The sequence below is a fragment of the Microbacterium sp. LWH13-1.2 genome (genome assembly GCF_038397735.1).
Lineage (GTDB): Bacteria > Actinomycetota > Actinomycetes > Actinomycetales > Microbacteriaceae > Microbacterium.
The window spans coordinates 2,858,885-2,880,076 of the sequence record NZ_CP151635.1 but is presented as its reverse complement, the minus strand read 5'-3'; the positions used below and the strand labels follow the sequence as shown (position 1 = coordinate 2,880,076).

Genomic DNA, 21,192 nt, shown 5'->3' with positions numbered 1-21,192 from the left:
ACTCGGAACTCTCCCGCGAACTCGCCCCGCTGATACCGGAACACCGAAGGACCCCTCATGCCCCGCACCCCGCTCTCCACCTCGCTCGACGGCTACGAGGTCTGGTTCCTCACCGGAAGTCAGCACCTCTACGGCCCCGAGACCCTCGCGCAGGTCGCCGAGCAGTCGCAGCAGATCGCCCGCATCCTCGACGAGGCCGGCGAGGTTCCGGTGAAGATCGTCTGGAAGCCGGTGCTGACGGATGCCGCGGCCATCAAGCGCACCGCGCTCGAGGCCAACGCCGACGACCGGGTCATCGGTCTGATCGCATGGATGCACACGTTCAGCCCCGCGAAGATGTGGATCGCCGGTCTCGACGTGCTGCAGAAGCCGCTCGCGCATCTGCACACGCAGGCGAACGTCGAGCTGCCGTGGGCCGACATCGACTTCGACTTCATGAACCTGAACCAGGCGGCGCACGGCGACCGCGAGTTCGGCTACATCCAGACGCGCCTCGGCGTGCCCCGCAAGACCGTCGTCGGTCACGTGAGCGACCCGCGCGTGCGCCAGGAGATCGCGACCTGGCAGCGTGCGGCCGCCGGTCTCGCGGCATCCCGTTCGCTCAAGCTCGCCCGCTTCGGCGACAACATGCGCTTCGTCGCCGTCACCGAGGGCGACAAGACCGAGGCCGAGCTGCGCTTCGGCGTGCAGGTCAACACCTGGGGCGTGAACGACCTGGCGGATGCCGTCGCCGCGGCATCCGAGTCCGAGATCGACGCCCTCGTGGCCGAGTACGAAGAGCTCTACGAGGTCGTGCCCGAGCTGCGTCGCGGAGGCGACCGCCACCAGTCGCTGCGTGACGGTGCCGCGATCGAGATCGGTCTGCGGACGTTCCTCGAAGAGGGCGGCTTCGGGGCCTTCACGACCTCGTTCGAAGACCTCGGTGCGCTCAAGCAGCTGCCCGGTCTCGCCGTGCAGCGCCTGATGGCCGAGGGCTACGGTTTCGGCGCCGAGGGCGACTGGAAGACCGCGATCCTCGTGCGCGTCGCCAACGTGATGGGTGCGGGGCTTCCCGGTGGGGCGAGCCTCATGGAGGACTACACCTACGACATGACCCCCGGCGACGAGCTGATCCTCGGCGCGCACATGCTCGAGGTCTCGCCGTCGCTGACCACCGCGAAGCCCACTCTCGAGATCCACCCGCTGGGCATCGGCGGCAAGGACGACCCGGTGCGCCTCGTCTTCACCGCCGACCCGGGCCCGGCGATCGTCGTCGCGCTCAGCGACATGCGAGACCGGTTCCGCCTCACCGCGAACGTGGTCGAGAACGTGCCGCCGCGCCAGTCGCTGCCGAAGCTCCCGGTCGGCCGCGCCGTCTGGAAGCCGCAGCCCGACTTCACCACCTCAGCCGCCGCCTGGCTGACCGCGGGTGCCGCGCACCACACCGTCATGTCGACGGCCGTCGGGCTCGAGGCCTTCCGCGACTTCGCCGAGATGGCCGAGGTCGAGCTGCTCGTGATCGACGACGCGACGACGCTCCCCGAGTTCCAGAAGCAGGTCCGCTGGAACCAGGCGTACTACCGACTCGCGCAGGGGCTGTGATGACGCAGGGTTCTGCTGCTGCCGTGGATCTCGCGACGGCCGCGCGGCCGCGCTCAGGTCGACAGCTGCGCATCGCCGGACACGGCTATGAGGCAGTCATCGCGAGCGTCGGCGCATCGCTGCGGGCGCTGACCTTCGAAGGTCGCGACCTGGTCGTACCGTTCGGGGCCGACGAGGTGCGGCCGGGATACCGCGGCACCACCCTCGCGCCGTGGCCCAACCGCATCGTCGATGGTCGCTACACCTTCGGCGGCGTCGAGCACCAGCTGGCTCTCACCGAGCCCGCCCGTGGCCAGGCGCTGCACGGCCTGCTCGCCTGGGCCGAGTTCGAAGACCGTCTCGTGCTCGACGACCGGGTCGTGCTCGCCGCCGTGATCGAGCCCCAGACCGGGTACCCGTTCCGCGTCGAGGTCGAGACCGAGTTCCGCATCGACGCCGAGGGCCTGCGTCAGACCGTGACCGCGCACAACCTCGGGGCTGATGCTGCACCCTGGGGCACCGGACCGCATCCGTATCTCGTCGCCGGCCCCGAGGGGCGGGTGGACGACTGGACGCTCACCCTGCCGGCATCCGAGGTGCTGACCGTCACCGACGACCGACTGAGCCCCGTGGCTCTCGAGGGTGTGGCCGAGCATCCGCAGTGGGACTTCCGCGCTGCGCGCCGGCTCGGCGACGTCTTCATCGACCATGCCTTCACCGGGCTCGCCCGCGAGGGAGGCGTCGCCGAGGTGCGGGTCGTGACGGATGCCGGCACCGGCGTCGCGATGACGTTCGACGAGCGCTGTCCGTGGGTGCAGGTGCACACGGCCGACAACCCCGGGATCGATGCGATCCACCGCATCGGCCTCGCGGTCGAGCCCATGACCTGCCCGCCGGATGCGTTCAACTCGGGAACCGACCTGGTCGTGCTCGAACCGGGAGCTGCGCACGCGGCATCGTGGAGCATCGCGGCGGTCTGAGTCTTGGCGGCCGGCCCGACGCCGCTTCGGCGCGACGCCGCTTCGGCCCGCATGGGCGGAGCGGCGAGAGCGGATGCGCGGATGTCGCGGATGCGCACCGCGCCCCTCCGATCAGGCCAGAGCCGTGAGCAGAGCGTGGGCCGCGGATGCCGACGACTGAGGGTTCTGGCCGGTGATGAGCAGCCCGTCGACGACGGTGTGATCGCCCCAGGGATCCGTGACCTCGACCTCAGCGCCGAGATCGCGCAGCGAGGTCTCGAGCAGGAACGGTGCGCGGTCGGCGAGTCCGCCGATGCGCTCCTCCTCGTCGGAGAAGCCGGTGATGCGGCGCCCGGCGACGATCGGTTCTCCCGTGGCGGTGCGTGCGGGCAGCAGTGCGGCGAGCCCGTGGCACACGGCGGCCAACGGGCGGCCGGCGGCGACGGTCGCCGAGATGAGCGCGGCCGAGTCGGCATCCACTGCGAGGTCTTGCATGGGGCCGTGACCACCGGGGTAGTAGAGCGCCGCGTAGTCGGCGCTGTCGACGTCGGCGAGCACCAGGGGAGTGGTGAGCCCCGAGATCTCAGCGAGAGCGGCGGCATCGCCCTCGCCGAGGCTCGCCGTGTCGGCGACCGGCTCGACACCGCCGGGAGTCGCGAACACGACGTCGTGCCCGGCTTCGGTGAGCAGGCGGTAGGGCGCGAGCAGCTCTTCTGCCCAGTAGCCGGTGGGGTGCTCGGTGCCGTCGTTGAGGGTCCAGGTGCGGGCGCCGGTGACGACGAAGAGGACGGATGACATGAATGCTCCCAAAGGGTCGGACGACGGATGCCGTGCGGATGCGATATCCGGGACAACCGTGATCTCAGGGGAACGATTCCGATAGATTGCCGATATGAGCAATCGGGTTGCCGATGGGTTGCAGGACCTCGGACTGTGGCGCACCTTCCTCGCGGCGCACCGATCGGGCTCGGTGTCCGCTGCCGCGCGCGTGCTGGGACTCGCGCAGTCCTCGGTGACCACGCAGCTTCAGGCGCTGGAGGCGAGTGTCGGCGAGCCGCTGTTCGTGCGCCATGCCCGCGGCATCCGTCCGACGCCCCGCGCCGACGAGCTCGCCGCCCGAGTCTCCGGTCCTCTCGACGCATTGGCGGATGCGCTCGGCAGCCGTCCGGCCGTCGAGCAGCCGATCGTGCGCCTGGCCGGAGCTGCCGAGTTCCTCGCGCGCGTCGCCGTGCCCGCTCTCGCGCCGGCCGTTGCAGACGGATTGCGAGTCACCGTGTCGGCAGGCCTCGCCGATGATCTTCTCGACGACCTCAGAGTCGGCAGCCTCGACCTCGTGGTCTCGGCCGTGCGGCCACGCGGTCGCTCGCTGCCCAGCCTGCCGTTCTTCGATGAGGAGTTCGTGCTCGTCGCCGCCCCGTCGCTGGGGATCGCGCCGTCGCCGCACCTGAGACCGGATCCTCTCGGCGAGGTGCCCCTGCTCGCCTACGCGCGGGATGTCCCGATCCTCCGGCGGTATTGGCGTCACACCTTCGGCATCCGTCTCGAGCGAGAGCCCGCACTCGTGGTCGCGGATCTGCGCGCGCTCGCCGCCGCTGCCGTCGCAGGCGCGGGTGTGACGGTGTTGCCGACCTACCTGATCGCCGACGAACTCGCCGAGGGCCGACTCGTGGTGCTGCGCGACACCGATGACCCGCCCATCAACACCCTGCACCTCGTGCGGCGGCCGGGGCCGTTGTCCGAGGGGGTCGCGCTCGTCGAGCGCACGCTGCGCGCGGCGGTCGTCGGCCTCTGACCGGCGGCTGATCGTCCTCCGATCGGCGTCCGCTCGACCGGTGCGGGGACAGTTCTGCATCCGCTTGCCGGTGTGGGGTCAGTTCTGCACCCGAAACCCTCGATTCCGATGCGTTTCTGACCCCGCATGGCAGCGCCTGCAGCGCCGGCTGGGCAGCCGCGGCAGCGCGCAGCCTCAGCGGGAGAGCCAGCGGCGCAGCCTGCGCGTGACGAACGGCAGCACCCAGTAGGCCATGATCGGGGTCAATACCGCTGTCGTCGCCAGCACGCGCAGCCAGATCGGCAGCTCGTTCCAGCCGGGAACCGGGCTCATCGCATAGGTGAAGGCGAGGTTGACGGGGAAGAATCCGAGCCAGATCGACACGGCCTGCTTCCACCGCGGGGGAGTGCTGACCATCGCGACCGTGGTCGTCGATCCGTCGGCGCGGGGCAGGGTGATCGTGTCGGTGGTCGGCTCGTCGAACCAGCCCTCGATGCCGGTGCGGCGCTTCACGCGCTCGCTGCGCACGAACTGGTCGCCGGTCGACTTCCACCACTCGCGCTCACCGGACTGCTCCCAGGCGATCAGCGACTTCTCGTCGGTGAAGCGATAGAGCATGTGCCAGACGTGCGAGTCCTCGCCGTCGCGCACCCATCCTGATCCGAGGAATCCCGGATACCGGTGGGCGAGGTTCACGCCGGTCTGCACCCAGGCCGTGGCGGCGGCCACATGCTCGGGGTCGACCTCGCGGCGGATGGAGACGGTGATGGGTTCGCTGGACATGGTGCGGTCCTCGGAGAGTGCGGTCGCCCGGGTCACGGGCGCCTCGACGGTGGGGGATGCGCCGGGGTGCGGGCGCATCAACGATTGTATTTCGGATGCAGTGGGTCACCGCTCGTTTTCGCGGCGCGCGAAGGCGGCATCCGTCGCTCCGATGCAGACGGCATCCGCCCCTGACTCCGCGACAGGGAGAGAATGGGACGCATGAGCACGCGCAGCGAAGCCGTCCTGATCGATGTCGTCCGCACCCCCGTCGGGCGGGGCAAGCCGGGTGGTGCCCTGTCGGGCGTGCATCCGGTCGATCTCGCGGCCGGAGCACTCGCTGCGGTCCTCGAACGCAGCGGCCTCGAATCGCGGCAGATCGACGACGTGCTGCTCGGCTGTGTGAGTCAGGTGGGAGACCAGTCGTCGAACATCGCCAGACAGGCCGTGCTCGCGGCCGGGTTCGACGAGTCGATCCCCGCCGCGACGATCGACCGCCAGTGCGGGTCGAGCCAGCAGGCGGTGCACTTCGCCGCGCAGGGGATCATCGCCGGCGCCTACGACGCGGTCATCGTCGGCGGTGTCGAGTCGATGAGCCGCGTGCCCCTCGGGTCGTCTGCGGCCGGCGGAAGCCCGATGTCGCCGCGACTGCGGGAGCGATACCCCGAAGGCCTCGTGAACCAGGGCGTCTCGGCCGAGCTCATCGCCGCGCGCTGGGGCCTCGATCGTGCCGTGCTCGACGAGTACGCCGCCGAGTCGCATCGCCGTGCGGCGGATGCCTGGGCCGAGGGGTTCTTCGACCGCACGGTCATCCCTGTCGCGGAGGCCCCGGATGCCGTCGCCGACGAGACCGTCCGCGCGGGCACGACGGCCGAGGGGCTCGCGGGGCTGAACCCGGCGTTCCGCACCGACGCGCTCGCCGCTCGCTTCCCCGAGGTCGACTGGCGCATCACCCCCGGCAACTCCTCGCCGCTCACCGACGGAGCATCCGCCGCCCTGCTGATGAGCGCCGAGCGCGCCGACGCCCTCGGGCTCACGCCTCGGGCGAGATTCCACGCGTTCGCGGTGGTCGGAGACGACCCGCTCATGATGCTCACCGGCCCGATCCCCGCCACACGTCGCATCCTCGAGCGCACCGGACTCTCGATCGGCGACCTCGACGCGTACGAGGTCAACGAGGCCTTCGCGTCGGTGCCGCTCGCCTGGGCGGCCGAGGTCGGGGCGGATGCCGCAAAGCTCAACCCGCGCGGAGGGGCGATCGCCCTGGGGCACGCTCTCGGCTCGTCGGGCACCCGCCTGCTCGGAACCCTCATCGACCAGCTCGACGCGGTCGGAGGGCGATTCGGCCTGCAGACCATGTGCGAGGGCGGCGGCATGGCGAACGCGACGATCATCGAGCGGCTGTAGCCCCTGCCTCCGGCCCGACTGATCCTCCCGCCCGGGGACAGCCAAGACGGGCACGACAGAGAAGACCCCCGCCGACCCGATTCGGCGGGGGTCCTTCGCGGTGTGTCACCGCAACGGGAGCAGACGCTCACCGTGGTGCGCGGATGACGTGACTACCCGATCCGGTCTGAGTCTGTGTCCGCGCATCTGCATTTCTAGTCGGCGAAGGTGTCCGGACGGTGAACGCGGCGATAAATCCTCATCGGCGCGGATGCCGGCGCCTGGAAGCGCTTGCGACTTTCGGCCAGCAGTATCCTCTACATCCCTGACTTTTCGCCATAGCCCCACTGCAAGCGCTTGCAGTCTTCACTCCCGCCCTGCTAGCTTCACTCGCAAGCCTTCGGACACGTCGTCGTGTCCGCGCCACCCAGGGAGCATCACTTGTTCAAGCCGGCTCGGTCGAAGACGACCGCCTCACGTCCGCTCGCCCTCCTCGCCGCCACCGCCCTCGTCGTCTCGGGATTCGGTGCGGACGGCGCCCTCGGGGGCTCATCCGCCTCGGCCGCCGATCGGACGGTGGCCCTTGTCGGCTCGCTGCAGTCCGAGCTCGGCTGCGCGGCCGACTGGGCTCCCGCCTGCGCCGAGACCGAGCTCGAGCCCACGGGTGCCGAGGGCGTCTACTCGGCCGAGTTCGATGTCCCCGCGGGCACCTGGCAGTACAAGGTCGCCCTGAACGACACATGGGACGAGGCGTACGGCCTCGATGGCGGCGCCGACGACATCCCCCTCACGATCGCGGGCCCGACGACCCTGCGCTTCACGTTCGACGACACCCTCAAGCGGGTGGGTCTCGAGGCGACCGAGTTGCGCGGCGGCTACACGTCAGACGATGATGCGCTCGTCAAGAGCCCGGCACGCCAGGCCGGGGCCGGCGAGCAGTTCTACTTCGTGATGACGGATCGTTTCGCGAACGGCGACACCTCCAACGACACCGGCGGACTCGAGGGCGACCGGCTCACGACCGGGTTCGACCCCACCGACAAGGGCTTCTACCAGGGTGGTGACATCGCCGGAATCCGCGACAACCTCGACTACATCGAGGGGCTGGGCACGTCGGCGATCTGGCTGACGCCGAGCTTCGCCAACAAACCGGTGCAGGGCGAGGGGGAGAACGCCTCGGCCGGATACCACGGCTACTGGATCACCGACTTCACGCGCATCGACCCCCACCTCGGCACCAATGAAGAGCTGCAGGCGCTGATCGCCGAGGCCCACGACCGCGGCATCAAGGTGTACTTCGACATCATCACGAACCACACGGCCGACGTGATCGACTACACCGAGGGCCAGTACTCCTACATCGACCAGGCGACGAGCCCCTACACCGATGCCGCGGGCGCGACGTTCGACCCTGCCGACCACGCGGGCACCGACGGCTTCCCCGAGCTCGACCCGGCAACCAGCTTCCCGTACACGCCGGTGGTGGCCGACAGCGAGACCGACGTCAAGGTGCCGGCCTGGCTGAACGACCCGACGCTGTACCACAACCGCGGCAACTCGACCTGGTCGGGCGAGTCGGTCACCTACGGCGACTTCGACGGGCTCGACGACCTGATGACCGAGCACCCGACCGTCGTCAACGGCTTCGTCGAGGTGTACGACAAGTGGATCGACCTGGGCATCGACGGCTTCCGCATCGACACCGTCAAGCACGTGAACTTCGAGTTCTGGGAGAAGTGGACCGCCGACGTCCTCGACTACGCGCACGAGACGGGCAACGACGACTTCTTCATGTTCGGCGAGGTCTACGACGCCGATCCGGTGAAGCTCGCCCCGTACGTGCGAGACACCGACATGAACTCGATCCTCGACTTCACCTTCCAGTCGTCGGCCGTCAGCTATGCGTCCGGCAACTCGGCCAGGGGGCTGCAGTCGCTGTTCGCGGGCGACGACCGCTATACGACGCCCGATTCGTCGTCGACCGCCCTGCCCACCTTCCTCGGCAACCACGACATGGGCCGGGTCGGATCCTTCCTGCAGTCGACGGATGCTCCGCTGCAGCGCGACGAGCTGGCGCACGAGCTCATGTTCCTCACCCGCGGCCAGCCCGTCGTCTACTACGGCGACGAGCAGGGATTCACGGGCGCCGGCGGCGACAAGAACGCCAGGCAGTCGCTGTTCGCCACCCAGGTGGCCGAGTACGCCGATCAGAACCTCATCACCGGCGAGCAGGCAGGCTCCGTCGACCGCTACGCGACGGATGCCGCGCTCTACGAGCACATCGCCGCGCTGTCAGAGCTCCGCGAGTCGAACCCGGCTCTCGGCGAAGGCGCGCAGATCGAGCGCTACGCGGCGTCCGGCGCCGGTGTCTATGCCTTCTCGCGGGTGGATGCCGACGACAAGGTCGAGTACCTGGTCGCGGTGAACAACGCCGCGACCGCGCAGACGGTCGACCTCGCGACGCTGACCGCCGACGCGTCGTACGAGGTGCTCTACGGCGACGCCGCACCCCTCACCACGGATGCCGGTGCGGCTGCGTCGATCACGGTGCCCGCTCTCTCGGCCGTGGTCTGGAAGGCCGACTCCACCGTCACGGCGCCGACCGAGGCGGCATCCGTCGAGGTGTCCGTGCCGACCGCCGGAGCCGGTGTCGCCGGGCAGTCCGCCGTGCAGGCCGACATCGCCGATCAGTGGGCGCAGACCAGCTTCGCCTGGCGCGTCGTCGGCTCTGACGAGTGGCAGGCCCTCGGCACGGCGGAGGACACGGATCCCCGGGTCTTCCACGACATCCGCGACCTCGCGAACGGCACCCTGATCGAGTACCGGGCAGTGACGACGGATGCCGCCGGTAACCACGCCGCCGCCTCGACCTACGCATCGGTCGGCAACGCCGTGACGCTCGAAGTGGGCGAGGAGCCCGAGTCGCCGATCGACATGGTGACGGTGCCCGGCAGCCTCAACTCCGAGATGGGCTGCGCAGGCGACTGGGATCCGGCGTGCGAGAAGGCGAAGCTGACCGTTCGTGCCGACGGTGTGTGGGCGGGGACCTTCGACCTGCCGGCGGGCGACTACGAGTACAAGGCCGCGGTGAACGGCAGCTGGGCGATCAACTACGGAGCGAACGGCGTGCCCGACGGCGCGAACGTCACTCTCACCCATGCGGGCGGGCCGATCACCTTCTACTTCGACCCGCGCACGAACATCGTGCAGACCACGGCCGACGGACCCATCGTGACGCTCCCGGGCTCCCTGCAGGACGAGCTCGGCTGCGCCGCCGACTGGTCGCCCGACTGCCTCGGCACCTTGATGGCCGACGGCGACCGTGACGGCGTCTACGAGTTCTCGACGGCGGATCTGCCGACCGGCGCGTATGAACTCAAGGTGGCGCACGGTCTGAGCTGGGCCGAGAACTACGGGGCCGACGGCGTGCCGGGCGGCGCGAACATCTCGTTCAGCGCCACCGAGGGCATGGTGACATCGTTCCGCTACACGCTGGCGACGCACGTCCTCGAGGTCGGCAGCGACACCCCGCAGCTCCCCGGCACGGGGGAGCAGCGCGCGCAGTGGGTCGATGCCGAGACGATCGCCTGGCCGGCGACCCTCGGGTCGGTCGACAAGGCGGCCTACCAGCTGCACTCGTCGTCCGACGCCTCACTCACGGTGGTCGACGGCGACATCGCCGGCGCCGAGCCGATCGCGCTGGAGGTGATCGAGAGCGGCCTGACCGATGATCAGCTCGCCCGATTCCCGGCGCTCGACGGCTACCTCGCCCTGCGAGTGACCGATGCGGATGCCGCGACGCTGCTGCGCACGCAGCTCGCGGTCGCCCAGCGCGACGAGGCGGGCACGCTCACCGCGTTCACCGGCGTGCAGATCGCGGGTGTGCTCGACGACGTCTACGCGGCTGCACTCGACGATGCCGACCTCGGCGTGACGTTCTCGGGCAAGAAGCCGACGTTCCGACTGTGGGCGCCGACCGCGCAGAGCGCGACGCTGCTCACCTGGAACGAGGGCGCTGAGGGCGACCCCGTGCGTCACGAGGCCACGTGGGATGCGGCCTCCGGTGTGTGGTCGGTCGCGGGCGCGAAGGGCCTCAAGGGTGACGAGTTCCTCTGGGAGGTCGTCGTCTACGCTCCGACCACCGGCGTGATCGAGACGAACCGGGTCACCGACCCGTACTCGACCGCCCTCACGCTGAACTCGGAGCGCTCGGTGGCCATCGATCTCGATGACAAGGCCTGGCAGCCGAAGCAGTGGCAGAAGACGACGTCGCCGATCGTGGAGCGAGCGGTCGACCGCGCGATCTACGAGCTGCACATCAGGGACTTCTCGATCAGCGACGAGACGGTTCCGGCCGCGGAGCGCGGCACCTATCTGGCCTTCACCCGCGACAGCGCGGGCACCGACCAGCTGAAGCAGCTCGCGGATGCCGGCATCAACACCGTGCATCTGCTGCCGTCGTTCGACATCGCATCGATCGAGGAAGACCGAGCGGCACAGGCGCTGCCCGACTGCGACCTCGCCTCGTTCGGCCCTGCCGATTCGGCGCAGCAGGCGTGCATTCAGGCGGTTGCCGATGCCGACGCGTTCAACTGGGGCTACGACCCGTACCATTTCTCGACCCCTGAGGGTTCGTACGCCGTGAACGCCGAGGGCGGCGCACGGGTGAGCGAGTTCCGGTCGATGGTCGGTGCTCTGCACGCCATGGACCTGCAGGTGGTGCTCGATCAGGTGTTCAACCACACCGCGGCATCCGGTCAGGCCGAGAAGTCGGTGCTCGACCAGGTCGTTCCGGGCTACTACCACCGCCTCAATGCGGCAGGCGGCGTCGAGACATCGACGTGCTGTCAGAACGTCGCGACCGAGCACCTCGCCGCAGAGAAGCTCATGGTCGACTCGGTCGTGACCTGGGCCCGCGACTACAAGGTCGACGGCTTCCGGTTCGACCTCATGGGCCATCACTCGACGACGAACATGCAGGCCATCCGTGACGCACTCGACGCGCTGACTCTGAACAAGGATGGCATCGACGGATCCGCGATCCACCTGTACGGCGAGGGCTGGAACTTCGGTGAGGTCGCCGACAACGGCCTGTTCGAGCAGGCCACACAGGGCCAGCTCGGCGGCACGGGCATCGGGACGTTCAACGACCGGCTGCGCGATGCTGTGCACGGCGGCAGCCCGGTCGACTCGTCGTCGACGTTCCGCCAGGGCTTCGGCACGGGGCTCGGCACCGATCCGAACGGCGATCCGATCAACGGAACCGTCGAGCAGGCTCTCGCCGACCTCGGGCACGAGACCGATCTGGTCAAGCTCGGGCTCGCGGGCAATCTGCGCGACTTCTCGTTCACGACGAGCGACGGCGCGGTCACGGCAGGCGAGGCCATCGACTACCGAGGCTCGGCGGCAGGCTATGCCGATCAGCCCGACGAGGTGATCAACTACGTCGACGCGCACGACAACGAGACCCTCTACGACCTCTCGGTGCTGAAGCTCCCCGTCGATACGTCGATGGCCGATCGGGTGCGCATGAACACTCTGGAGCTCGCGACGGTGACGCTCTCGCAGTCGCCGTCGTTCTGGCACGCCGGTACCGAGCTGCTGCGATCGAAATCACTCGACCGCAACAGCTACAACTCGGGCGACTGGTTCAACCGCATCGACTGGACGGGTCAGGAGTCGACCTTCGGATCCGGGCTCCCGACCGCAGCCGACAACGAGGAGAAGTGGCCGATCATGGCGCCGCTGCTCGCCGATCCCGCGCTCAAGCCGGCGCCCGCCGACATGGCGGCAGCCGAGGCATCCGCCCTCGATCTGCTGCGGGTGCGCGAGGAGGTCGACCTGCTGCGTCTCGGCTCCGCCGAGCTGATCCAGCAGAAGGTCACCTTCCCCAACGGCGGAGAGGCCGCAGCGCCGGGCGTGATCCTGATGCAGATCGACGATCTGGTCGGTCCTGATGCCGACGCCGAGCTCGACGGGGCGCTCGTCGCCTTCAACTCCTCACCCGCGCCGGTCACGCAGACGGTGGCAGGCCTGGCCGGACGCTCGTTCGCCCTGACGCCGGCCCAGGCGAACGGAGCGGATGCCGTGGTCAAGACCACGACGTGGGATGCCGCGACCGGCACCGTGACCATCCCCGCCCGCTCGGTCGCCGTGCTCGTCGACGACCAGGTGCAGCCGATCGACACCCGCGTGCGTGCCTCGTCCGATGTGCTGGTGAAGGCGGGCAAGAGCGCCGCGGTCAAGGTGACCGTCACCGCCGACGATGGCACGGCCCCGGTGGGAACCGTGACGGTGCATGACCGCGGAAGGATCGTCGCGACGGTCGAGCTGACGTCGGCTGACAAGGGCAGGGCCACGGTCTCGGTGCCGAAGCTCGGCCGGGGGATCCACCTGCTCACGGTGCGATTCGACGGCACGGAGCCGTGGCAGGACTCCCGCGGCCCTCGCAGCCTGCCCGTGATCGTCTACTAGAACGACGAAGACCGGATGCCGGGGCGATGTCCCCGGCATCCGGTCTCCGTGTGCGCTCGCTACCAGGCGTAGGCCTCGGGGGCGGTGCCGCCGGGACCGGGCCAGATGCGGTCGAGCTCGGCGAGCGTCTCGGCATCGAGCGTCACGTCGAGCGCCTCGACGGCCGAGTCGAGCTGGTCGATCGTGCGCGGACCGATCACCGGGGCGGTCACCGCCGGCTGGTGCAGCAGCCAGGCGATCGCGACGACACCGGGGCGGATGCCGAGCTCGGCGCAGAACTCCTCGTAGCGCTCGATCGCGGGGCGCCGGTCTCCGAGGGCGTCGAGGCTCGACCGCGAGCGGTCGGTCTTCTGCAGCACTCCTCCGAGCTGCCCGCTGGCGAGCGGAGACCAGGGCAGCAGCCCCATGCCGTACTGCTCCGCGGCGGGCACGACCTCCAGCTCGACGGTGCGTTCGGTGAGGTTGTACAGCGACTGCTCCGTCACCGGGGCCGGATAGCCGGATGCCGCGGCGACCTCGTGCACGCGCGCGAGGTGCCAGCCGGCGAAGTTCGAGCTGCCGAGGTAGGTGATCTTGCCCTGCTCGCGCAGCGTCGCGAAGGCGCTGAGCGTCTCGTCGAGCGGCACATCGCGGTCGATGTGGTGCATCTGGTACAGGTCGATGTGGTCGGTGCCGAGTCGTCGCAGCGACGCGTCGACCGAGGCGCGGATGTGCACCGCCGACAGCCCTCGGTCGTTCGATCGGGGACCCATCACGCCGAACACCTTGGTCGCGACGATCAGGTCGTCGCGGTTGCCGCGGTCGCGCATCCAGCGTCCGAGGATCTCCTCCGACTGCCCGGGGTGGTCGCCCCACCGGCCGCCGCCGTAGACGTCGGCGGTGTCGATGAAGTCGATTCCCGCCTCCACCGCGCGATCCAGGATGGCGCGCGAGGCCTCCTCATCGATCACAGGGCCGAAGTTCATGGTGCCGAGGGCCAGGCGGCTCACGCGGGCGCCTGCTCGTCCGAGACGTGTGTAGTGCATCAGCTGTTCTCCTTCTGCGAGTCCTGCGAGTCCTGCGAGTTCTGCGAAACCGACGACGGCGAGTCGCTCGTGTCGACGAACACCCATCCGTACGCCCCGAGCTCGCGGCGCGCGTCGGTCGAGCCGGTGAGCACATCGGTACCGGCCACCTCGACCGCGAACGGCTCGGCGCTGTGGTTGATGACGGTGAGGATGCCGCCGCGGCGGGCGATCTCGACGTGCTCGGGAAGTCCTTCGATCTCGGCGGTGACCCCGGCCTCGGCCGCGAGCCAGCCCAGCACCGCGGCCATGCCGTCGTCGTCGGGGATCGTCGCGAGATAGTAGCCGTGACCTGCGCCGAAGTCCTTGCGGGTGAACGCCGCCCGGCCCTCGGTGCGGCCCTCGGTGAAGCGGCCGAGCACCTCGGCATCCTGCACGAGCAGCTCCTCGGCGAAGTACTGGCCGATGATCCGGCCGGCGGGCCCGTCGAGCGGGGCCTCCGACTGACCGGGCCCGTCGGGCACCGCGTGCAGGGCGACCTCGCCGGCCGAGTCGGCCGAGCGCACGGACTCGGGCGGCACCATCGCTCCGAAGTCCTCGAGGGCCACACCGAGAGCATCCCGCAGCGAGACGATGAAACCGCCCTCGCGGAAGGCGTCGTCCTGGTCGACCACGTCGCTGAACGCCGAGACGAAGAGGGTGCCGCCGTGGCGCACATACGAGGTCAGGTTGGCCGCGCCCTCGTCGCCGAGGAGGTACTGCTGGGGCGCCACGACGAGCGAGTACGCACTCAGGTCACTGGTCGTGTTCACGATGTCGACGGCCAGGTTCTGGCGGTGCAGAGCCGCGTGCCAGCGGTGCGAGAGCGTGAGGTAGTCGAGCACGATCGGGTGGTCGCGGCCGTCGATGGCCCACCAGTTCTCCCAGTCGAACACGAGGGCGATCTTCGCCCCCGAGGCGACATCCGGCAGGTCGGGCAGCTGCGCGAGCTGACCGCCGAGGTCTGTGACCTCCCGCCACGTACGTGTGTCGAGCCCGGCCTGCGGCACCATCGCCGAGTGGAACTTCTCGCTGCCGCGGCGGGACTGGCGCCACTGGAAGAACATGATGCCGTCGGCACCGCGCCCGACCGCCTGGGCGCTGATCGCCGCCATCTGACCCGGCGCTTTCGGCGCGTTGGTCGGGCGCCAGTTCAGCGCGTTCGTCGACTGCTCGGTGAGGAGCCACGGCACACCCGGCTTGAGCCCGCGCATGAGCTCGCGTGCGAACGCCGCGCCGCGGAACGACTCGGGGTCGTTGGGGTCGGGGTAGTTGTCGTCGCAGATGACGTCGACCTCATCCGCCCACTTCCAGTAGTCGGCCGGCGGGAACGCCCCCATGAAGTTCGTGGTGATCGGCTGCGTCGCCCCGGAGGCGCGGATGATGTCGCGCTCCATCACGTACAGCTCGAGCAGGGTGTCGGAGGTGAACCGCTTGAAGTCGAGCACGCTGGTGGGGTTGATGCTGTACGGCGCCTTGCGCGGCGGCACGATCTGGTCGAACGCGGTGTAGCGCTGCGACCAGAAGTCCGTGCCCCAGGCGTGGTTGAGGGCGTCGATCGTCGCGTACCTGCGCTCGAGCCACACGCGGAACGCGTCGCGCGCCGCGTCGGAGTAGTCGTAGTGCAGGTGGCATCCGTACTCGTTGTTGACGTGCCAGAGCACGACGGCCGGATGCTGCGCGTAGCGCTCCGCGAGGGCGGTGACGAGCTCCGACGCGAGGCGACGGTAGACGGGCGAAGCGGGCGCGTACGCCTGGCGGCTGCCGGGCCAGAAGGTCGATCCGTCGGCATCCTGCGGCAGCATCTCGGGGTACGCGGCGGAGGCCCAGGGTGGTGGGGATGCGGTGGCGGTGGCGAGGTCGACCTGGATGCCGCCCTCGTGCAGCAGCCCGATGATCTCGTCGAGCCATTCCCAGTCGAACTCGCCCTCGGCGGGCTGGATCCGCGACCACGAGAAGATCCCGAGGCTCACGAGCGTCACACCCGCTTCGCGCATGAGCCGCACGTCTTCGGGCCACACCTCTCGTGGCCACTGCTCGGGGTTGTAGTCGGCGCCGTAATGCATGGATCTCCTGGGTCGGTGGTCGCGAGGACCGGATGGGTGGGGAAGGTCAGTGGGAGCGGGTCGAGGCCCGAACCACGAGCTCGGGCACGAAGCGCGCCTCGATCGGATCGTCGGAGCCTGCGAGGTGGTGCATGAGCAGCTCGATGGCCCGCGCGCCCATCTCTCGGGCGGGTTGGCGCACCGAGGTCAGGGGCACGACCGCGGCGCCGGCGAACTCGATGTCGTCGTAGCCGACCAGCGAGATGTCCTCGGGCACGCGCAGGCCCCGCCCGACGAGCCCCTGCAGCAGGCCGAGGGCGAGGTGGTCGTTACCGGCGAAGATCCCGTCGGGGCGGTCCGCTGCGGGCAGATCGGCGATCTGCTCGCCGATCTCACGGCCGAGTCCGGTGTTCAGCGTGGTCGTCTCGATGAGCGTGGTGCGCACACCTGCGGCATCCGCCACCTCGTGCAGTCCGGTGAGACGCTCGTTCATCTGCTCGCGCGACTTCGGTCCGCCGATGAACGCCAGGTGTCGGCATCCGCCGTCGAGGAGCGCCTGAGCCGCGATGCGTCCGCCGAGCCGGTTGTCGACCGACACGGAGGAGAACTCGCCGCGTGGATGCCGCTGGTCGACGAGCACGACGGGCACCCCTCTGCGGCGGAAGCGCTGCAGGTACTCCTCGTGGTACTCGACCGGGGCGATGAGCACGCCGTCGACGCGCTGCCGCTCGAACAGGTCGAGGTAGCGCGACTCGCGCTCGGCCGAGTCGAAGCCGTTGCCCACGAGCACGGAGTAGCCGGCGGTCAGCGCCTGCTCCTCGGCGCCGAACGCGAGGTCGGCGAAGAACGGGTTGGTGATGTTGATCACCGAGAACCCGATCGCATCGCTGCGACCCGCCTTGAGCTGTCGGGCGGCGATGTTGGGCACGTAGCCGAGCTCGTCGACGGCCTCGGCGACGCGGGCGGCCGCGGACTCGGAGACGAGCTCCGGGCGGTTCAGCGCGTTCGAGACGGTTCCGATCGAGACCCCGGCGCGCTCGGCGACGTCTCGGAGGCCGATGTCAGGCATGCCGCTCCTCCTGCGTCCGAGTCAGAGCCCGCAGGTCGTCGAGCAGTCGGACGCGATTATCGAGCTTGACGCGCGCCGGGCCGTGGACCACGACGACGCGCCAGTCGTCTCCGAGCAGGATGGCAGATCCGTCGCCGCCGCCCTGCCAACGCCCGTGTTCGGCGACCAGTGCGATCCCCGCGTCGGCGGAACGCAGCATCCGTCCGTCGATCGCGGCTCCGGGCAGGTCGACACGCAGACCGACGTCGACGGACGCGAGCCGACCGACCTCGCGGCCGTGGCTGTGCAGGGCGGCACCGCCGTCGCGCAGGCGCTCGAGCAGGAGGTAGCCGGATGCCAGCAGCTCACCGTCGTCGAAGTGATCAGCGAAGCCGGCCACTCCGACATCGCCGCCGTGCGGTGCGATCGCGATGAGTTCGTAATCGAGCGCGGCGGCCTCGAACGCCCGCTCCGGCGGGATCGCCGACGGGGCCGGGTCCAGCGCATGGTCGGTACCGACCAGTTCGTCGACCAGCGCATGGAGCAGCGCGCGCGTGCCGTCGGCCCGATAGGCCTCGACGCCGTGGCCGAGTGCCGAGTACGCGACGCCGCCGTGTCCGTCAGCGCCGTGGCGTGACCAGGCGAGAGCGTGGGTGATGCCGTCGTCGGTGTGGATCGCCCGCACCGCGGAACCGTCGCCGACCTCGAGGTGCGAGTACCGCTCGTCGTAGACCCGGAACGGGGGGAGCGGAGCGGACGGCTGCACCACGCTCCAGCCGATCTGCGGATGCATCGTCACCCCCGGCACCCATCGCCCACCCAGCAGCTCGGCCCAGCGGGGATCGTCACGGAAGGCGAGAGACGAGGAGTGCACCGCGAGCAGCGGGATGCCCGAGGCCACGGCGTCGAGCAGAGGATCGAGCACGGCGCTCGCCGCAGCGGCATCCACGCCCAGATCGGCGCTGATGTTCACGACGAGCAGCGCGGCGTCCGTCAGAGTCGCTCCATCGGCCACGTCGTCGGTGTCGAGGCGGCGCACCGGCATCCGCTCGACGAGCACCGCCGCGAGCGCCTCGCCGGTCGCGGCCAGACCGTGCCAGGGGTCGGCGTGCGCGCCGACGCCGGTGACGAGCAGGGCGGGGCGGTCAGTCATCGATCCACGATTCCCGTGAGGGGCGGAGCGCGTCGAGCTCCTCCCAGAGTGCGTCGGGGATGACGGTCTCGGCCATGCGCACAGTCTCGTCGAGCTGCTGCGGTGTGACCAGCCCGCACACGGTGGAGTGGATGCGCGGATCGCGCAGCGAGCTCTGCAGCGCCGCCACGATCAGGGGCACTCCGTGGCGTTCGCACGCCGCGCCCATCGCGTCGATCGCTGCGAGCATCTCGGTCGACGCGGGGGCGTAGTGATAGCGATCGGACGTGCGGGGCCAGCTCGCGAGGATCCCGCCTCCGTAGATCGCCGCGTTCACCACGCCGATGTCCGCCGCGGCGGCGGCGTCGAGCAGGGCATCCGCCGTGCGGTCGACCAGTGTGGCCCGGTTGTGCGTGATCAGCACGTCGAAGACGTCCGTCTCGACGAATCGCGTGAGCATCCGCGCCGGCCCTCCCGAGATCCCGATGAAGTCGGCGTATCCCTCATCACGCAGTGATTGCAGCATCTCGACGGGGCCGCCCGGTGCCATCGCCGCGTCGAAGCCGATGTGCTCGGGGTCGTGCAGGTGCAGGATCGGCACCCGGTCGATGCCGAGCCGCTCGAGGCTCTCGTCGAGCGAACGCCGCATGCGGTCGGGGTCGAACGAGTCGCTCTCGGGGTCGCGGTCGAGCTTCGTCTGGATCACGAAACCTTCCGGTACGCCTCCCGCCCGACGAACCGCCAGACCGATCCGCCGCTCGCTCTCGCCGTCGCCGTAGTTGTTCGAGGTGTCGATGAAGGTGACGGGGCTCTCGAATGCAGCCAGCGTCAGCTGCACCGCATCCTCCTCCGGCACCGTCAGGCCGTGCACGGGGGACGAGACTCCCCACGCCGCGGTGCCGATGCAGATCGGCGAGACGGCGAGCCCGGTGCGGCCCAGGATCTTGCGCTCGAGCGTGAGCGGATGGTCGGTGCTCATTCGAAGGCGTCCCCTCCGCGGAAGCGGTCGACCAGCACGGCGGCCAGCAGGATCACCGCCACGATGAGGTCGAGGTAGTCGGGGTCGATGAAGCTCACGTTCAGGATGTTCGTGATGCCGGCCACGACCAGCAGGCCCAGAAGCGCGCCGATCGGGTTGCCGACGCCGCCGCGGGTGATCGAGTATCCGCCGATCATCAGCGCCGCGTAGATCTGGAACTCCAGTCCGGTGCCGAGGATGTTGGATGCCGAGCCGAGCTGCCCCACGTAGAAGATGCCACCGATCGCGGCTCCCACTGCGCTCACGATGAGCGCGACCGTGCGCACCTTCACGACCGAGATGCCGGCGCGCTGGGCGGCCCGAGGGTCGCCGCCGACGGCCTGGATCTTGCGTCCGACCCGGGTCTTCGAGACCACGCCCGCCGCGACGAGCGTCAGGCCGACGCCGATCAGCAGCAGGGTCGGGATGCCGAACGTGGTGCCCTGGGTGACGTCGTAGAGCGGTTCGATGAGCGTGGTCGGCGGAGCCTGCACGACGATCGCCTGGCACACGCCCCGCAGCAGCGTCAGCATGCCCAGGGTGACGGCGAGCGGTTCGGCGCCGAGACCCACGATCACGAACGCGTTGATCGAGCCGACGACGACGCCGAGCAGGACGGTGACCCCCGCGGCCATCCACGGATCGATCCCCGACGCGACGAGCTGGTTGAACGCGACGGCGCCGAAGCCGACCATCGATCCGATCGACAGGTCGACCACACCGGCGAGCAGCGCGAACGACGCGAGCACGCCGACGATGAGGGGGATCGCGACCGCGACGCCGACGATGCGCACGTTCGAGACCGAGAAGAACGCGGGCCCGACCGCGATCGCACCGATGATGATGACGGCAGCGAGCATCAGGCCGATGCTGCCGACGGGGCCCTTGAGATACGAGAGCAGCTGGGGGAGAGCCCGGGGCGACTCGACGTCGGATGCCGGGGCGAATGCCGTGGTCATCGTGCACCTCTCTTGATGCGGAAGCCGTCGATGCCGACGGCGATGATGAGGAGAGCGCCCTGGAAGATCAGCGCGAATGCCGGCGGGAGTCCGAAGAAGGCGATCGACACCGGGATGGTCGAGAGGAATCCGACGCTGAGCAGCAGCACGAGGAAGTTGCCCTTGCCGCCGGAGAGGCTGATGCCCGCGAGGATCACCGCGGCGATCACGATCAGCTGGTAGCTCGCTCCGGCGTTGGGCGTGAAGCTCGGCGTCACCGAGGCGAACAGCACCCCGGCGAGTCCCGCGACCGCGCCGGCGCCCGAGAACGTGGCCAGGCGGACGCGACGCAGCGAGACACCACGAGCGCGGGCGGCCTGCGGGTTGCCGCCGACCGCGGTGAGCCGCCGACCCCAGCGGGTCCACGCGATCGCGAGACCGGCGAGCACGACGATCGCGAGCATGGGCCAGAAGATGTTGGGGAGCCCGAGGAACTGCCCCAGGCCGAAGGCCCGGAGCGCGGGCCCCGAGGGGATCTGCGCCGACTTGAACCCGATCATCATGATCGCGAGGCCGCCGAAGCCGGTGGCGAGCGTCACGATGATGGGGTTCAGCTTGCCGAAGACGATGATCAGACCGTTCAGCAGGCCCCACGCGGCACCAGCGACGATGCCGGCGACCACCGCGAGGAGGTCGGGCACACCGGCGGCGAGCAGGGTCACTGTCGCCCAGGCGCTGACCACCAGCGAGACCGGGAGGCTGAGGTCGAGCAGGCCGCCGCCGATGACGACGATGCCCTGGGCGACCGAGAGCACGCCCGAGATCGCCATCGTGAACGTGATCGCCAGCAGCGACTGGCTCGACAGGAAGTCGGGGCGGACGATCGTGGTCGCCGCCGCGAGGAGGAACCACACGGCGGCGATGCTCAGGGCATCCCGCAGCGTGGTGCGGCTCCCCGCGTCCGAGCGCGATGTGCGCACGCTCGGACGCGGGGCGGCCGGATCGGCCGTGAGGGTGGGAGTCGTCATGAGAGTCTCGTTCTTCTCGAGACCGATC

14 protein-coding genes are annotated in these 21,192 nt (G+C 69.8%); 5 read left to right on the top strand and 9 right to left on the bottom strand.

The window, feature by feature from the left end; genetic code table 11:
* Window positions 1–57: 57 nt before the first annotated feature.
* Window positions 58–1,581, top strand: a complete 1,524-nt coding sequence (araA, locus tag MRBLWH13_RS13865; protein WP_341955533.1) for an L-arabinose isomerase — start codon at window positions 58–60, stop codon at window positions 1,579–1,581.
* Window positions 1,581–2,540, top strand: a complete 960-nt coding sequence (locus tag MRBLWH13_RS13860) for an aldose 1-epimerase family protein (RefSeq protein ID WP_341955532.1) — start codon at window positions 1,581–1,583, stop codon at window positions 2,538–2,540. Before araA ends, MRBLWH13_RS13860 begins: the two co-directional genes overlap by 1 nt.
* 111 nt (window positions 2,541–2,651) lie before the next feature.
* Here MRBLWH13_RS13860 and MRBLWH13_RS13855 read toward each other — a convergent pair whose 3' ends face one another.
* A complete protein-coding gene (locus MRBLWH13_RS13855; RefSeq protein WP_341955531.1) occupies window positions 2,652–3,317 on the bottom strand; it encodes a type 1 glutamine amidotransferase domain-containing protein in 666 nt (221 codons plus the stop codon).
* Between the two features lie 94 nt (window positions 3,318–3,411).
* On the opposite strand from MRBLWH13_RS13855, the gene MRBLWH13_RS13850 reads away from it, so the two are divergent.
* Window positions 3,412–4,311, top strand: coding sequence for a LysR family transcriptional regulator (locus MRBLWH13_RS13850; RefSeq protein ID WP_341955530.1), 900 nt, complete (start codon window positions 3,412–3,414; stop codon window positions 4,309–4,311).
* 174 nt (window positions 4,312–4,485) lie between these two features.
* Here MRBLWH13_RS13850 and MRBLWH13_RS13845 read toward each other — a convergent pair whose 3' ends face one another.
* Window positions 4,486–5,073 carry an antibiotic biosynthesis monooxygenase gene (locus MRBLWH13_RS13845; protein WP_341958322.1) on the bottom strand — a complete coding sequence of 196 codons (588 nt, stop codon included), beginning with the start codon at window positions 5,071–5,073 and terminating at the stop codon, window positions 4,486–4,488.
* A gap of 201 nt (window positions 5,074–5,274) precedes the next feature.
* Here MRBLWH13_RS13845 and MRBLWH13_RS13840 point away from each other — a divergent pair, with 201 nt between their 5' ends.
* Both MRBLWH13_RS13840 and pulA read left to right on the top strand, forming a co-directional pair.
* Window positions 5,275–6,459, top strand: coding sequence for a thiolase family protein (locus MRBLWH13_RS13840; RefSeq protein WP_341955529.1), 1,185 nt, complete (start codon window positions 5,275–5,277; stop codon window positions 6,457–6,459).
* A gap of 420 nt (window positions 6,460–6,879) precedes the next feature.
* The gene (gene pulA / locus MRBLWH13_RS13835) at window positions 6,880–12,912 is read left to right on the top strand and encodes a pullulanase-type alpha-1,6-glucosidase (protein ID WP_341955528.1); all 6,033 of its coding nucleotides are present in this window, start codon (window positions 6,880–6,882) and stop codon (window positions 12,910–12,912) included.
* Between the two features lie 59 nt (window positions 12,913–12,971).
* On the opposite strand, the gene MRBLWH13_RS13830 is transcribed toward pulA, so the two are convergent.
* The 7 genes from MRBLWH13_RS13830 to MRBLWH13_RS13800 are packed head-to-tail and all read right to left on the bottom strand — an operon-like array spanning window position 12,972 to window position 21,164.
* Window positions 12,972–13,937 (bottom strand): aldo/keto reductase, encoded by a 966-nt coding sequence (locus MRBLWH13_RS13830; protein WP_341955527.1) that lies wholly within the window; start codon window positions 13,935–13,937, stop codon window positions 12,972–12,974.
* A complete protein-coding gene (locus MRBLWH13_RS13825) occupies window positions 13,937–16,021 on the bottom strand; it encodes a beta-galactosidase (protein ID WP_341955526.1) in 2,085 nt (694 codons plus the stop codon). Before MRBLWH13_RS13825 ends, MRBLWH13_RS13830 begins: the two co-directional genes overlap by 1 nt.
* A gap of 46 nt (window positions 16,022–16,067) precedes the next feature.
* Window positions 16,068–17,069 carry a LacI family DNA-binding transcriptional regulator gene (locus MRBLWH13_RS13820; protein ID WP_341955525.1) on the bottom strand — a complete coding sequence of 334 codons (1,002 nt, stop codon included), beginning with the start codon at window positions 17,067–17,069 and terminating at the stop codon, window positions 16,068–16,070.
* Window positions 17,062–18,201, bottom strand: coding sequence for a ThuA domain-containing protein (locus MRBLWH13_RS13815; protein WP_341955524.1), 1,140 nt, complete (start codon window positions 18,199–18,201; stop codon window positions 17,062–17,064). Before MRBLWH13_RS13815 ends, MRBLWH13_RS13820 begins: the two co-directional genes overlap by 8 nt.
* Window positions 18,194–19,159 (bottom strand): aldo/keto reductase, encoded by a 966-nt coding sequence (locus MRBLWH13_RS13810; RefSeq protein ID WP_341955523.1) that lies wholly within the window; start codon window positions 19,157–19,159, stop codon window positions 18,194–18,196. The genes MRBLWH13_RS13815 and MRBLWH13_RS13810 overlap by 8 nt, the downstream gene beginning before the upstream one ends.
* Window positions 19,156–20,157 carry an ABC transporter permease gene (locus MRBLWH13_RS13805; RefSeq protein ID WP_341955522.1) on the bottom strand — a complete coding sequence of 334 codons (1,002 nt, stop codon included), beginning with the start codon at window positions 20,155–20,157 and terminating at the stop codon, window positions 19,156–19,158. The genes MRBLWH13_RS13810 and MRBLWH13_RS13805 overlap by 4 nt, the downstream gene beginning before the upstream one ends.
* Window positions 20,154–21,164, bottom strand: a complete 1,011-nt coding sequence (locus tag MRBLWH13_RS13800; protein WP_341955521.1) for an ABC transporter permease — start codon at window positions 21,162–21,164, stop codon at window positions 20,154–20,156. Before MRBLWH13_RS13800 ends, MRBLWH13_RS13805 begins: the two co-directional genes overlap by 4 nt.
* Window positions 21,165–21,192: the final 28 nt, after the last annotated feature.

What these genes read in the sequence shown, in the direction of transcription:
- araA (WP_341955533.1), top strand. Translation starts at nt 58, where the DNA reads ATGCCCCGCACCCCGCTCTCCACCTCGCTCGACGGCTACGAGGTCTGG.
- MRBLWH13_RS13860 (WP_341955532.1), top strand. Translation starts at nt 1,581, where the DNA reads ATGACGCAGGGTTCTGCTGCTGCCGTGGATCTCGCGACGGCCGCGCGG.
- MRBLWH13_RS13855 (WP_341955531.1), bottom strand. Translation starts at nt 3,317, where the DNA reads ATGTCATCCGTCCTCTTCGTCGTCACCGGCGCCCGCACCTGGACCCTC.
- MRBLWH13_RS13850 (WP_341955530.1), top strand. Translation starts at nt 3,412, where the DNA reads ATGAGCAATCGGGTTGCCGATGGGTTGCAGGACCTCGGACTGTGGCGC.
- MRBLWH13_RS13845 (WP_341958322.1), bottom strand. Translation starts at nt 5,073, where the DNA reads ATGTCCAGCGAACCCATCACCGTCTCCATCCGCCGCGAGGTCGACCCC.
- MRBLWH13_RS13840 (WP_341955529.1), top strand. Translation starts at nt 5,275, where the DNA reads ATGAGCACGCGCAGCGAAGCCGTCCTGATCGATGTCGTCCGCACCCCC.
- MRBLWH13_RS13830 (WP_341955527.1), bottom strand. Translation starts at nt 13,937, where the DNA reads ATGCACTACACACGTCTCGGACGAGCAGGCGCCCGCGTGAGCCGCCTG.
- MRBLWH13_RS13825 (WP_341955526.1), bottom strand. Translation starts at nt 16,021, where the DNA reads ATGCATTACGGCGCCGACTACAACCCCGAGCAGTGGCCACGAGAGGTG.
- MRBLWH13_RS13820 (WP_341955525.1), bottom strand. Translation starts at nt 17,069, where the DNA reads ATGCCTGACATCGGCCTCCGAGACGTCGCCGAGCGCGCCGGGGTCTCG.
- MRBLWH13_RS13815 (WP_341955524.1), bottom strand. Translation starts at nt 18,201, where the DNA reads ATGACTGACCGCCCCGCCCTGCTCGTCACCGGCGTCGGCGCGCACGCC.
- MRBLWH13_RS13810 (WP_341955523.1), bottom strand. Translation starts at nt 19,159, where the DNA reads ATGAGCACCGACCATCCGCTCACGCTCGAGCGCAAGATCCTGGGCCGC.
- MRBLWH13_RS13805 (WP_341955522.1), bottom strand. Translation starts at nt 20,157, where the DNA reads ATGACCACGGCATTCGCCCCGGCATCCGACGTCGAGTCGCCCCGGGCT.
- MRBLWH13_RS13800 (WP_341955521.1), bottom strand. Translation starts at nt 21,164, where the DNA reads ATGACGACTCCCACCCTCACGGCCGATCCGGCCGCCCCGCGTCCGAGC.